Annotated in this window: 9 protein-coding genes; 2 read left to right on the top strand and 7 right to left on the bottom strand. The window is 38.4% G+C overall.

Annotation, left to right across the window (positions count from 1 at the left end):
- Nucleotides 1–149: 149 nt before the first annotated feature.
- The 3 genes from H9L23_RS21615 to H9L23_RS21605 form a co-directional block, all read right to left on the bottom strand.
- Complete coding sequence (locus H9L23_RS21615; protein WP_187592268.1) at nucleotides 150–833, bottom strand: hypothetical protein; 684 nt, start codon at nucleotides 831–833, stop codon at nucleotides 150–152.
- 29 nt (nucleotides 834–862) lie between these two features.
- Nucleotides 863–1,705, bottom strand: a complete 843-nt coding sequence (locus H9L23_RS21610) for an isoaspartyl peptidase/L-asparaginase (RefSeq protein ID WP_187592267.1) — start codon at nucleotides 1,703–1,705, stop codon at nucleotides 863–865.
- Nucleotides 1,706–1,766: 61 nt separating this feature from the next.
- Entirely contained in the window at nucleotides 1,767–2,642 is an 876-nt protein-coding gene (locus tag H9L23_RS21605; protein WP_187592266.1) for a cyanophycinase, read from the bottom strand.
- A gap of 293 nt (nucleotides 2,643–2,935) precedes the next feature.
- Here H9L23_RS21605 and cphA point away from each other — a divergent pair, with 293 nt between their 5' ends.
- A complete protein-coding gene (cphA, locus tag H9L23_RS21600) occupies nucleotides 2,936–5,551 on the top strand; it encodes a cyanophycin synthetase (protein ID WP_187592265.1) in 2,616 nt (871 codons plus the stop codon).
- 139 nt (nucleotides 5,552–5,690) lie between these two features.
- Here cphA and H9L23_RS21595 read toward each other — a convergent pair whose 3' ends face one another.
- The 4 genes from H9L23_RS21595 to H9L23_RS21580 all read right to left on the bottom strand — a co-directional run bounded on the left by H9L23_RS21595 (nucleotide 5,691) and on the right by H9L23_RS21580 (nucleotide 12,201).
- Entirely contained in the window at nucleotides 5,691–6,146 is a 456-nt protein-coding gene (locus H9L23_RS21595) for a ferritin-like domain-containing protein (RefSeq protein ID WP_025141493.1), read from the bottom strand.
- Nucleotides 6,147–6,257: 111 nt separating this feature from the next.
- Nucleotides 6,258–7,175, bottom strand: a complete 918-nt coding sequence (locus H9L23_RS21590; RefSeq protein ID WP_187592264.1) for a glycosyltransferase — start codon at nucleotides 7,173–7,175, stop codon at nucleotides 6,258–6,260.
- A 94-nt stretch (nucleotides 7,176–7,269) separates the two neighbouring features.
- A complete protein-coding gene (locus H9L23_RS21585; RefSeq protein ID WP_187592263.1) occupies nucleotides 7,270–8,031 on the bottom strand; it encodes a class I SAM-dependent methyltransferase in 762 nt (253 codons plus the stop codon).
- A 72-nt stretch (nucleotides 8,032–8,103) separates the two neighbouring features.
- Nucleotides 8,104–12,201, bottom strand: a complete 4,098-nt coding sequence (locus tag H9L23_RS21580; protein WP_187592262.1) for a T9SS type B sorting domain-containing protein — start codon at nucleotides 12,199–12,201, stop codon at nucleotides 8,104–8,106.
- 353 nt (nucleotides 12,202–12,554) lie between these two features.
- On the opposite strand from H9L23_RS21580, the gene H9L23_RS21575 reads away from it, so the two are divergent.
- Nucleotides 12,555–12,839 (top strand): hypothetical protein, encoded by a 285-nt coding sequence (locus H9L23_RS21575; protein WP_187592261.1) that lies wholly within the window; start codon nucleotides 12,555–12,557, stop codon nucleotides 12,837–12,839.
- Nucleotides 12,840–12,841 lie beyond the last annotated feature (2 nt).

Here is a 12,841-nt window from a genome sequence, read left to right as displayed (position 1 = left end):
TAACAATTTCTTATAGCACAACGTTAAGAGATATTTTTTGTTTTAATCAACATTTAAAATTTGACCAAATAAAGACTTATAAGCGCTTTTAAAGCAACATCTTATGCTGTTGACGAGAAAATATCAGAAGAATATGCCTTTTAGCTGAATTATCCTTTTTTAGTAGCGGTTTTGCTGGCAATTACTTCCCTGGCATCCTTAATCTGTGCTTTGTACTGGGTAGTTTTAATTGAATTGGCTAACCACTCCGCAGATTTTAAATCTCTTAGGGCAAGTATAAAATCTTTCTTTTTGATTTTCACCTGAGCAATTCCCAAAATAGATTCGATATAGGCATTATTACTTTTTAGCTGTTTTGCCAATATCCCCTGCTGGGTGTAAAACCACATCGATTGTGTGTATTTGGTATTAGCGAGGTAGACTTTGCCCAAAAGGCTGTAGGTATTCATGATCCCCGCGCGATTGCCGGTTTTAGAATAGTTTTTTAAAGCAACATTTAGAAGGATCTGTTCTGCATCGGTAAAACGGCCCAACTGATAATGCATGCTGCTCATTTTTATAACTGCCTGCCCGTATCTGTTGAAGTTTTTTACCGAATTATATTCGAAAGCTGCTTTTCCAAATAATGTTAGGGCCTCGTTATAATCGCCTTTTCGCTCTAAATCTTCTGCTTCTTCAAAAAAAGAATTCCCGTCTTCCAGATCAAATTTAGATACCGCTATATTGATAGCGCTACCTCCATTGGGTTCCTGGATTTCTGTTTTGTCTATGTTTTGAGCCTGAAGTTGTAACGATGCAAAAAGGCTTATCAAAGCCAGTACAATTTTGGTCATGCAACAAAAATAATACTTTAATTCTAATATTAGCTAAATACCTGTAAATTAACATCGAAAGATGCCCAAACCATGTAAGGATGAGAATCACAATGGTATATTTCGCCACTTGCCGATATGCCTACAACACCCGCAAAGCCATCAAAAGCCTTAAGTTCGGCGAAAGATTTATCAGATGCGTCTTTTAAAGAAAAACCATCGGTAACACGGGTTACAATTTTAGCAGCCAATGCGCCGCTAACAATATCTTCGCCAACACCAGTACAAGAGATGCCTGCATATTGGTTGGCGTAATTACCTGCTACTGTTGCAGAATCGCTCACACGGCAAGGAATTTCGAATCCCTTTCCCCCTGTAGAAGTAGCTGCTGCTAAATTTCCATCGGCATCAAGCGCCACACAACCCACGGTTCCTTTATTGTTTTTCTGGTTTAATTTGGCTTCGTATTCAGCTTGGCGTTGAGGGGTAATGGGATTAAAATATTCAAAGCCATTGTCTCGGGCAAAACGCTGTGCACCATCACCACTTAACACACGGTCATCATAAGCTAAAAGGTTATGCGCTATCTGGATCGGGTTTTTCACATCCTCTACATTGATTACGCCACTAAATTTTTCGGTTTTGCCATCCATTAAAGCAGCACTTAACCGCACTTTTCCATCACTTTGGATCTGCGAACCGATACCCGCGTTAAACAATTCGTTATCTTCTAACAGGCCGACGGTATAAACAACAGTCTCTAAAGCCGTATGCGTTTTCAGGTATTCGTGTCCAAGCTTAACAATCGACGCCAAAGCATCCTGTTTGGCTTTTTTTGTTTCCTGATTGGTAGATGACTCACTAAAGAAGCCCCCGTGTATAATTAGTTTCATTTGTTAGATTTGAGTATTGAGATATGAGATTTTAGACCTTAAACCCCAGGTCTTAAATCTTTTACCCTATAGGAATAACCTTAGGGTGATGGATGACCAGGCTATGATCATTTAAATCATAAACATCGCCATCGCACATTACGTGTACCACCATGTTTTTTATCGAAACAGGCTGTCCCATTTCTACATCTGTTAAATTGGTATCGGCCATATTGCGGCCATCCACTAAAATAACCATGCCCGAGCCAATGGCTTCCATGGTATGTCCGTCTGATATGAAAAGGCCGGTATCTTCACCCAAACCAATGCCTAAAATCCCTGGATTACTTGCTGCCGCATATAACAAACGGCCAATCCTGCCGCGTTGTACAAAGTGGGTATCTACAATAACATCATCGATAAAACCTAATCCACCGGTAATTTTAACTTCACCTTTAAGTAAGGCATCTTTACTACTGCCTTGGTAAATCATATTTTTAGAACTTGCAGCCGCTCCGGCAGATGTACCTGCAATTACCACAGGTTCATTTCTATATTTTTCTAACAGGATCTGGTGGATTTTTGTACCGCCAAAAATGGATGAAAGGCGAAGTTGATCACCACCGGTAAAAATAATTACTTCGGCTGCTTTGATACGCTCATAATTTTCGTCAGAATTTGCTTCCTCACGGTTGGTAATATTTAACACCCCAACATTATGTACATCCAATTGTGCATAAGCCTTGATATATTCTTCACCAACTTTTTCAGGCATTAATGATGCTGTAGTGATGATCTCGAAACGTGACTGGGTATCGTTAATTGATTCTGTAGTAATCCTTTTTAAAATCCCACGCTCAAAAAAGTTCATGTTTTCAGGTAGTCCAAATTGCGTTTCTGCGAAGCTACCGGTGTTTATTGCGCCACCAATGATGATGAGTTTACCTTTCGGAACCATTCTTTGTATATATAATTGTATCAAAAAACCCAAATATATAGGCTTAAGATAAAAAACACGACTTTTTTTGTCAATAATATTCAATTTATTAACAAACGTTAAAATAATCTAACCTAAAATTAACGTAATAGTGCTTGAAAATAAAACAAATACGTGCTAAAATTGATTTACGTAAATGGGACGTCTAATTTCAAAATAAATGCATATTTTACAGTCATCAATTTCATTCTCAAAATTGAGTTAAAAAGGCTGTCCCAAACCCTTGTTAAATTAAAAAACGAACAAAACATTACATGAAGATATTAAACATACAAGTATTAAGAGGGCCAAATATATGGTCGATTAGCCGGAAAAAATTGATCCAGATGCGGTTGGATTTAGAAGATTTAGAACAAAAACCAACCAATGTGATAGAGGGTTTCAGCGAACGGATAGAGAAACTGTTGCCAAGCATGTTTACCCACCGTTGCTCAAAGGGTGTTGAAGGAGGCTTTTTTACCAGAGTAAAAGAAGGAACCTGGATGGGTCATGTAATTGAGCACATTGCTTTAGAAATTCAGACACTCGCTGGTATGGAAACTGGCTTTGGCAGAACACGCATGACGAAAACTGAAGGCATTTACAATGTAGTTTTCAGTTACCTGGAGGAGAAGGTAGGTGTTTATTCGGCCGAAGCAGCGGTGAGAATTGCCGAGGCTTTGATCAACAATGAAGAGTACGATTTAGAACACGATATCCGCAGAATGAAGGAAATACGTGAGCTGGAGGCTTTAGGCCCAAGTACAGGTTCGATTGTAGAAGAAGCGGTAAAAAGAAGCATTCCATGGATCAGGCTGAACAAAAGTTCGCTGGTACAATTGGGTTATGGCAAAAACCAGGTGCGTTTTAGGGCTACCATGACCGAAAAAACCAGCAGCATTGCGGTTGATATTGCCAGTAATAAAGAAGAAACCAAGCGTTTACTTACTGAAGCCGCTATTCCGGTTGCCTCAGGCGTAACCATTTCCAATCCGGATGACCTTGAAGCATCTGTTAAGAAAGTTGGATTTCCATTGGTTTTTAAACCTTTGGATGGAAACCACGGCAAAGGCGCAACCATTAATGTAAAAACATTGGAAGATGCGGTGGCGGCTTTTGAATATGCCAAAACCTATTCGAGAAAGGTAATTATTGAAAAATTTATTACGGGCTACGATTTCCGTGTACTGGTAATTGATCATAAAGTGGTTGCAGCGGCACAACGTGATCCGGCCCATGTAAGAGGAAATGGTATCCACACCATCCAGGAATTAATTGATAAGGAAAATGAAGATCCACGTCGTGGTTATGGCCATGAGAATGTGCTAACAGAAATTGCTGTCGACCGTGATACGCTGGATTTATTAGCCAAAAAAGAATATACTTTAGAAACCGTTCCTGAAAAGGGGGAGATCGTTTATTTAAAATCGACGGCTAATTTAAGTACCGGAGGTACCTCGATTGATGTTACCGATATTGTACACCCACAGAATATTTTCATTTGTGAAAGGATTTCGAGGGTTATAGGCTTGGATATCTGCGGTATTGATATTATGGCGCAGAATCTTACGCAACCTTTAACCGAAAACGGTGGGGTGGTATTGGAAGTTAATGCTGCTCCTGGTTTCAGGATGCACCTTGCACCGAGCGAAGGTTTGCCACGCAACGTTGCAGCCCCTGTAATCGATATGCTTTATCCACAGGGGAAACTATCACAGATTCCGATTATTGCCGTAACCGGAACGAATGGGAAAACTACTACTACCCGTTTGATAGCGCATATTATCCGAAGCAACGGTAAACGTGTAGGTTTTACTACCAGCGATGGGGTTTATGTACACAATACCATGTTGATGAAAGGTGATACCACCGGCCCGGTAAGTGCAGAATTTATTTTAAAAGACCCGACCGTTGAGTTTGCTGTTTTAGAAACTGCCCGCGGGGGAATTTTAAGGGCTGGCTTGGGCTTTAATGCCTGCGATATCGGTGTAGTAACTAATATTCAGGAAGATCACCTCGGCCTTTCTGACATTCATAATCTTGATGACTTAACCCGTGTTAAAGCGGTTGTAATTGGTGCTGTACGCCGTAAAGGCTGGGCGGTGTTAAATGCCGATAACGGTTATTGCGTACGCATTGGTAAAGATGCCAGATGTAATGTTGCTTATTTTAGTATGGATGAAAATAATCCGGTAATTAAAGAGCATTGCAGAAAGGGCGGTATTGCCGCGATTTATGAAAACGGATTTATCACTATTAAAACAGGTGACTGGAAATTAAGGGTTGATAAAGCCACACATATTCCTTTAACGTTTGGGGGTTCGGTAAACTTCATGATCCAAAATGTGCTGGCCGCTACTTTAGCAGCTTATTTATGGGGTTATAAACCTGAAGATATCCGTTTATCATTAGAAACCTTTATTCCTTCAGCAGCACATACACCTGGAAGGATGAACATTTTCAGGTTTAAAGACTTTAAAGTTCTGGTAGATTTTGCACACAATCCTGATGGATTTAACGGCGTAAAAGGTTTCTTACAAGGTGTAGAGACTACTGAACATGTGGGAATTATTTCGGCAACTGGTGATAGAAGAGACGAGGACATTATTGAAACGGCCCGCATTTCTGCTCAGATGTTTGATAAAATTTATGTTTGTCAGGAGAAATATTTACGTGGAAGACAACAACAGGAACTGATTGATTTGCTGGTGAAAGGCATTAAAGAAGTTGATCCAAATAAAGAGATCATTATTAATAACAAAAGTACCGAATGCTTAAAAATAGCGATTGAAACCGCTCAGAAAGGCTCCTATTTAACCATTTTAAGCAATACGATTGATAATACCATTCAGCGTGTTACCGAACATTTGGACAGGGAACTGGAATCGTAGTTCTTGATTGAGTTTTTCCGTCGGGAATCGTAATGCAATAAGCTTTAAGATTTCCGCGCAGGCGGGAATGACGACAGTAATAAAAAAAACCTCCTCCGATTAAGTCAAGGAGGTTTTTCCGTTTTTATATTTCGCTCATTTATGCCTGGGCATCACGTAATCTTTTAATTTCGTCGTGTGATGTTCTTAGTGATGCTTTTTGATCAGAAATCAGTTCTCTGATGTTTGCAGGGATTTCTTCTTCCTCTAAAGCCATTTTATAACCATTTTGGGCTGCATCCTCACCAAATTCGCAGTTATTTAATACTGTTTTGCGGTCGTGGCCGGTGAAGATAGCTTTTACATCCATCCAAGCTCTGTAAATTTTACCTGAGTTGGTGGTTCCTGTCTCAATATCTTCGCCTAGTGCGCTTACTTCTGTAGCTAAAGCCATTTTATATTTCTGGCTTTCAGCAATCATATTTAAAAATAGCGTTTTCAGATCTGCATCACCATCTTTTAATTCCTGACGGGCTTTTTCATAACCTTCAATACGGTCGTTATTGATTTGGATCAGGTCATTCAATACCTCTGCTGTTGCTGTTGTCGTTTTCATGTTGTTATTTTTTATAGTTTCGATGTATAAAAGCAACACGTTCAATCAAAAAAAGGTTTGTCATTTTTTCGATTGATTAACAAAAGCCAACAGAACAAGCTGTTTATCAAACTATTTCCTGGAGAAATACTGTGTTAGTTTTTCTTTTACAAAACGCCTTACACGGGTCACCATATTCCCTTTTCGTTTGGTTAAAAAGGATTTGATGGCTTTATAGGCAACGGGGTCTTCTGCAATTATGGTCGGGAATTCGACAATAGGTTTGGGATTGATAATGACGTTATAGATATCGTTTATTCCGGAGTGTACCCCCGTACCATCATGCCCTATATTATTTACCAGCGACTGTGATGGATTGAGTGTTAAACCACCTTTTAAAAAGATAGATGCATACCACCTGATGGCCCAGCTGTTGTTTTTCCCTTTTTTAAACTCTAACATCTGCTTCCAGAAATTCATTTTATTATCAATGGAAAAAGCGGCTTTTTTCTTTTTATCAAACTGTTTTAAAAGGACATCGATATTGGGTTCAAAATTTTTCCAGGCTCTTCCCCAGGTAGCCCATCCCCAACTGGTGGCTGCCCGGTAAAAAAACGACGGAGCCAGTTCTTCGGCTTTTAAAGGATACATATATGCACCAATGTGCATCACTTTTTCTTCTTCACTATAGCGGTTTAATGCCTCGTTGAAATAATGCAAAGTGTGTGGCGAGGTAACCAGGTCATCTTCAAAAACAATTACCTGATCGTATTCTTCTATTAGCTGGCTTACACCCGCAATTACCGAATTGGCTAAGCCTGCGTTATCCTCTCTCTCGATTACTTTAACGGATTTAAAACCTTTGGTTTTATTGATAATTTTCCTTACCGAAGCTACATTTTCTTCATCACGAATGGTTTTTGCACCATCAGAAAAGATGTACAAATGGCTATCGGCAGCCAGCTCGTTCTGTTGCAAAAACTTTAACGTTCGCTCGGTATGCTGCGGACGGTTATATACGAAAAGTGCTATGGGTGCAAGGTTTTGCATTTTTGTTTTATTTCAATTACCTATCAATAGTAGAATTCTCAGCTCCGTTTCACTTCGCCCGAAATGACGGCAACTCTAGTATATCCTTTATTACCTAAAATATCTGCAGGTTATGATCTGATTTTTTGGTTAGTACGGTGTATGCATTGGCAAACTGTTCTTGTTTTTTCCTTCCGAATAAATTACCCAAGGTTTTCTTGATGCGGTATTCCAGTTCAATTTTTAAGTTTTTAGAAAATGTTTTTGGCGCCTTCCTATTGATAAATTCATTAAACTTTACCGTTTCTGGAGCAGTCATCGAAACTTTATCTTCTAATATTTCCAGCCCTTCACTCTGCAGCAAAAACCTTAAAGATGTTGGCGTATACATGTTGATGTGTCCGTAATCCAAAAAGTGTTTCATCCTTTCATCTACACCGAAACGGTAATCCTTGGGCACTTCTACCACAATATATTTAGCAACGCGCTTCAATTCCCTGATCAGGATCCGTTCGTGTTCTACATGTTCTAAAACGTGTGCAAGAATAATCAGGTCGAAAGTATCATCTCCATAAGGAATTTTATAACCATCAAAAGTCTGTGCCTCTTTTAAGCCCGAAAGATTACGGTCTTTAATAATATCGACACCACTTTCTGCAATTTCCAAAGCATATAGTTCTGGTGCGAAATGCCATTCATTTAAAAAATGTAAAATGCTGCCATCACCCGCACCAACCTCAAGCACTTTTTTAGGCTTTAGTCCTTTACAAACATCAACAATATTCTGGGCTTTGTATTTAGCACCGAGCATCCGCCAGGCTACATCGCTATCGGTATAAAAATTATCGTAAGCCGTTTTTACTTCTTCACTTAACATGCAGTTTGTGTTGTTAATTGCGATAAAAATAGTTAAAATTAGTAAATACCGAGTTTTTTTTACAATACTATACTACCGTAAAACTGTAATACTCCCATTATAAACGGAATTGTACTTGTCTTTAAGTTCAATAACGTAATAATATACACCAACAGGCACCAGATTACCCTTGTATGTTCCATCCCAGGCGGCTAAATTATTAACATTTTGATACATTGGCGTTCCATACCTATTATAAACTGATATTTTAGAACCGGGATAGTTTAAAATATTCCCAATGTTCCAGTTATCGTTAATGCCATCACCATTTGGAGAAAAGCTTTTCGGAATTTCTATTGTGTTTAAAACAATAACCTCGATCGGAATTACTTTACTGCAGTTAAACCCGTAATTAATTTTTAAGGTATAAGTAGTATTTTCTCTTGGGCTGGCATCAGGGCTTAAGCTATATGGATTCTTCAATCCGGTTTTAGTAAGCCATTCGAAACTATAAGGTTCATCTCCTAAATCTGTAATTACATTTAAATTAACCACTTTACCGTAATCTATGGTGAGCCTGGTAGGTGCAGTTACAGTAACGTCGCGGTATGAAATGATTTCTACTTCATCTTTGGAAGTCGTATTACAATTGTTGTTTACAATTTCCCATTGAAGAACTACCTGTTGACCTGAAGGAAGATCATTGATAACAGCATTTGGGTCATTGATATTTGCTGCAGTAAATGGATTAAAGTTTACAGGCGAAATAACAGACCAGGTACCTACTTCGTTCTCACCAGGTTTGTTTCCGCTTAAAATAACAGATGATTTTCCGCATAGATTAAGATTTTCACCGGCATTTGCAATGGTTGGTAATGGATTAATGGTGATTTTTAATACATTACTTAGCGCCGCGCAAGAATTACTATATGTTGTTCTTCTAAAATAAACGGTACTTGTTAGGTTATTCAATACAATATCTTTCGCTGTTTCATTTACGATAGTGCTCCAATTTGCACCATCATTGCTTAATTCCCAGGCATAATTTATGGCCGTACCAGTGGCTCCAACAGGATCAGAACCCGTAATACTAAGGCGTTCGGTGGTGTTACCGCAATAATTTAACGTTTCGGTACTAATGACATTGTTTTGTGTATGTGGGGTGGTGGTAATTTCGTATTTCGAGTCGAAATAGGTGGTGCCGCCTGTGGTAATCATTCTTCTATACAGTATAACTTTGGCTGTATTTTCAAAATGCTCAACGGTTTTTAAAGAAAAATCTGCATTGTTGGCATTCTGGATATTTACCCAGGCTCCCGAATCAAAAAACTGCCATTGCATGCCCGGGCTGGTTCCAATAAAAGCCTCGCCGGTAAGCTGCACTGTTTCGCCTGAGCAAATTGCAAGCTTAGTTGTTTTATCAACACCTATTCTAATATCTTTCTCAATAATACAATTATTTCCGTAGGTAATTTTTAGATGATAGACTGTTGTTTTATCAGGTTTTGCTGTAGGCGCCAGTACATCCGGATGATCGAGGCTGTTACCTGGGCTCCATGTAAATGTATAATTATTAACAACAGGTGTTATGGTAGCGGGAATCTGTACCGATTGACCTTCACTAACGGTTAAATTACCGGGTAAAGTTAAAATAGCTTCACCATAATTGTGGATGGTGATGGTAGATGATGAGGATGTTGAGCAGATATCCTGATTGATTGTCCATTTTAAAACTACATCAACATTACTGGGTATATTGTTAATCTGCAGGTTAGGATTATGCTCATTAGCAGCATTAAAAGGATTGTAGCTAGCCGGGCTTACTACCTGCCAGGTACCGGTTTCGTTCAGGGCAGTCGCATTTGCATTTAAAGTAACCGTACCGCTATTGCAAAGTGCAATGTTATTTCCTGCAAACGAAGCTGTAACCTGTGGTTGAACTTCTATTTTTAACGTATTGCTATAACTAATGCAACTTGCCGAGAAAGTAAGGCGTTTAAAATATTTGGTTTTGGCAACGGTAATTGAAAGGTCTTTCCCTGTTTCGTTATTTATATCCCGCCAGGTTAATTCGTCGTCGCTTTCCTGCCATTTATAAACCGCTGTTTGATTTTCTGCCCCCTGCGGAACTGTTCCGTTGATTACAATATTGGATGTACCACTACATAACAGATTCTGTGCTGTACTGATTAAATTGTTAGTGGTAGCAGGATGAATTATAATATTTATTTCCGGTTCGATAATTTCAGTATTTGCCGAAAACACCTTCCTTCTAAACTGATAAGTTATATCTTGATTAGTAAAATTGGTAAGCCCTTTTAGTTCGTAATCTATGCTTGAGCTAGCATTAGGTGCAGCGATCCAATTACCAGCCGGATCTTTAATCTGCCATAGGTAAGTGGTTGATGGTTTAGTGTTTGCCGGAACACCCACCAGAATCTGTGTAGCCCCTGAGCAGATTGTTATTTCGTTTGTATCTTCTACCTGCACAGTTACCAACCACGTATAATCCTGGCAGTTAGAGGTGATGATATATTTCTGTGGCTGCGTAAAATTGTTGGCTACCCCTGATAGTGGCGCAACAACACCTATATCGGTTGTTAACGTTGGTTTAAGCGCAGTAACATTGGTTCCGGCCCTCACCTTAATGGTTATCGTTTTATCCTGTGTATTTATTAATGCAGGCGCTGTTTGTTCTGCAAGTTCAAATGAAACGATGTTTGCATCACCAGTAAACTTAATCTGGTTATATTTTGAAATGTAGCCATCTGACGTACTGTTTTTCGCCGTAATCTTTAGGTCGCATATTCCAGGGTTAAAATCTACAGTGCTACAAAATGATCCGCCAAGTAAAACATTCTTTTTCGAATCAACTGCAATTTTATGCCCAAAGTTACCCGGGCAGCTACTGCCAAAATTAAATGCCCATACATAATTGCCCGCTCCTGTATATTTTCCAAAAAATGTATCCCTTCCACCGTGGTAGGTTAATGTTTTATTTAAACTGGCATCACCGAAAATCAGGGTTCCATCAAAGTAACCTCCGATATATACGTTATCATCTACATCGGCGGTAATATAATAACTATAAGGTGTTGGGCTATTTCCGCCGATGTTTTTGCCCCACAATGTTGCACCTGAGGAACTGTACTTTCCAACGAAAAGATTTTTCCCTCCCGTTGATGTTAAGGCAACATTATTTGTAGGAGAACCCAGGTTTACCGTACCACTATAAACACCGGTTAGATAAATATCGTTGTTTGGCCCCGAGGCTAAAGAGGATACAACTACAGAGGCACCATCAATTTTGTCGGACCATATTAGCTGACCGGTTTCGGTATATTTTGCAATAAAGTAATTTTGAAAAGTACCTGTAATATTGCTGGCCGGACCTTTAGGGTTTAAATCGATACTGGACGAAAAATAGCCCATTATGATAATCTCGTTGTTGGTATTGGTTATTACATGCCTGATCTCATCGGTACCGAATGAGGAGATACCATAAGCCCATTGAATATTACCGTTTTTATCATATTTTACCATAAAGCCATCTAAGCTTTGTTTGGGTGTTAGGTTAAAGCCACCCAGGTTTATGCTAGATGAATAGGAGCCTACAAAGACAACATTACCTAAACGATCAGCGGCAACAACATGTCCATATTCGGTTGATGAGCCACCTACATTTTTTGCCCATTTAAAGTTGCCATTCAGATCTAACTTTACAATGAAAGCATCATTTCCTCCAGCGTTGTTAAGATTGAAGGTACCCGATCCTGGATCGCAATCCATACTCGACGAACTAAACTGGCCACCAAAAATTACATTTGATTCCTCATCAACTGTTAAATTATTAACCTGATCAAGCCCTGATCCGCCAATGCTCTTTGCCCAGATTAATTTTCCATCAGGTGTATATTTAGCAATAAAAACATCATAATCATCATTTGATGTCAGACTAACGGGTGCAGAAACACCCGATAAATCTACAGTGATCGTACTTCTGAAATTTCCGGCTATGTAAACATTATCAAATTTATCAACAGCAACACCAGTCACCTTACTTTCCCCAAAACCGCCAATATCCTTAACCCAATCCGGAATGGGCTGCTGTTGTGCATAACTGTTAAAAGGAAGTATTAAAAATGCCAAAAGATATAATAACCTGTAAAATGGCTTGATTTTATTGTGCATTCTAAGAGCGGTAAAACAATGTTTTTAGATTATGGAAAAAAATAAAAATAACACAAATCTACAACTAATTAAAATAGCAGGTTAATTATCCCTTAATGATTTTTTTTGTTGATTTTCAAGAATTTAAAGCCCTATCAGTAAGCTGAACGTAAATCTTAAAGAGCACACCTTTATGGGATTGTAATTCCAAAAAATCATCAGCTTTTTTTACGCTTGTGTTTTTAATTACAAACACCCTATAATCTAATTAGTTATACAACTAAAAAAGTAATTATACAATATTTTAAGAAATTTAATTATACATCAACATTCTTAAAATGAATATATTTTATATCTTGCTATCCTAAAATTTTATGAAAAAAATATCTAAAAAATGGATTGAAATTGCATTTGTAGCATTTGCAATATCCACAACACTCCTCTCTTGTAGCAAAGAAGATTTCCCACCCCCAAAAGAAGTAAAATCTGTTAAAGTAGTTAACATCACCGATTTGAAAAACTACATGGCTGAACTCATTAACGTTAATGTTGATGACATCAGGTACGATGAGAAAAAAGAAATATTCTTACTAAATGGTACTGAACAGATAGATAGAGAAAACTTAACCGAATTTTATTTAGTTGCTAAAAAGAAATAAAC

Origin of the sequence: Pedobacter roseus, from assembly GCF_014395225.1 — a bacterium.
Classification (GTDB): domain Bacteria; phylum Bacteroidota; class Bacteroidia; order Sphingobacteriales; family Sphingobacteriaceae; genus Pedobacter; species Pedobacter roseus.
The sequence above is the reverse complement of the archived record's forward strand: the minus strand, read 5'-3'. Positions and strand labels throughout refer to the sequence as shown.

Excerpts from the sequence above, each read along its gene's own strand:
- H9L23_RS21615 (WP_187592268.1), bottom strand. The coding sequence starts at position 833 with ATGACCAAAATTGTACTGGCTTTGATAAGCCTTTTTGCATCGTTACAA.
- H9L23_RS21610 (WP_187592267.1), bottom strand. The coding sequence starts at position 1,705 with ATGAAACTAATTATACACGGGGGCTTCTTTAGTGAGTCATCTACCAAT.
- H9L23_RS21605 (WP_187592266.1), bottom strand. The coding sequence starts at position 2,642 with ATGGTTCCGAAAGGTAAACTCATCATCATTGGTGGCGCAATAAACACC.
- cphA (WP_187592265.1), top strand. The coding sequence starts at position 2,936 with ATGAAGATATTAAACATACAAGTATTAAGAGGGCCAAATATATGGTCG.
- H9L23_RS21595 (WP_025141493.1), bottom strand. The coding sequence starts at position 6,146 with ATGAAAACGACAACAGCAACAGCAGAGGTATTGAATGACCTGATCCAA.
- H9L23_RS21590 (WP_187592264.1), bottom strand. The coding sequence starts at position 7,175 with ATGCAAAACCTTGCACCCATAGCACTTTTCGTATATAACCGTCCGCAG.
- H9L23_RS21585 (WP_187592263.1), bottom strand. The coding sequence starts at position 8,031 with ATGTTAAGTGAAGAAGTAAAAACGGCTTACGATAATTTTTATACCGAT.
- H9L23_RS21580 (WP_187592262.1), bottom strand. The coding sequence starts at position 12,201 with ATGCACAATAAAATCAAGCCATTTTACAGGTTATTATATCTTTTGGCA.
- H9L23_RS21575 (WP_187592261.1), top strand. The coding sequence starts at position 12,555 with ATGAAAAAAATATCTAAAAAATGGATTGAAATTGCATTTGTAGCATTT.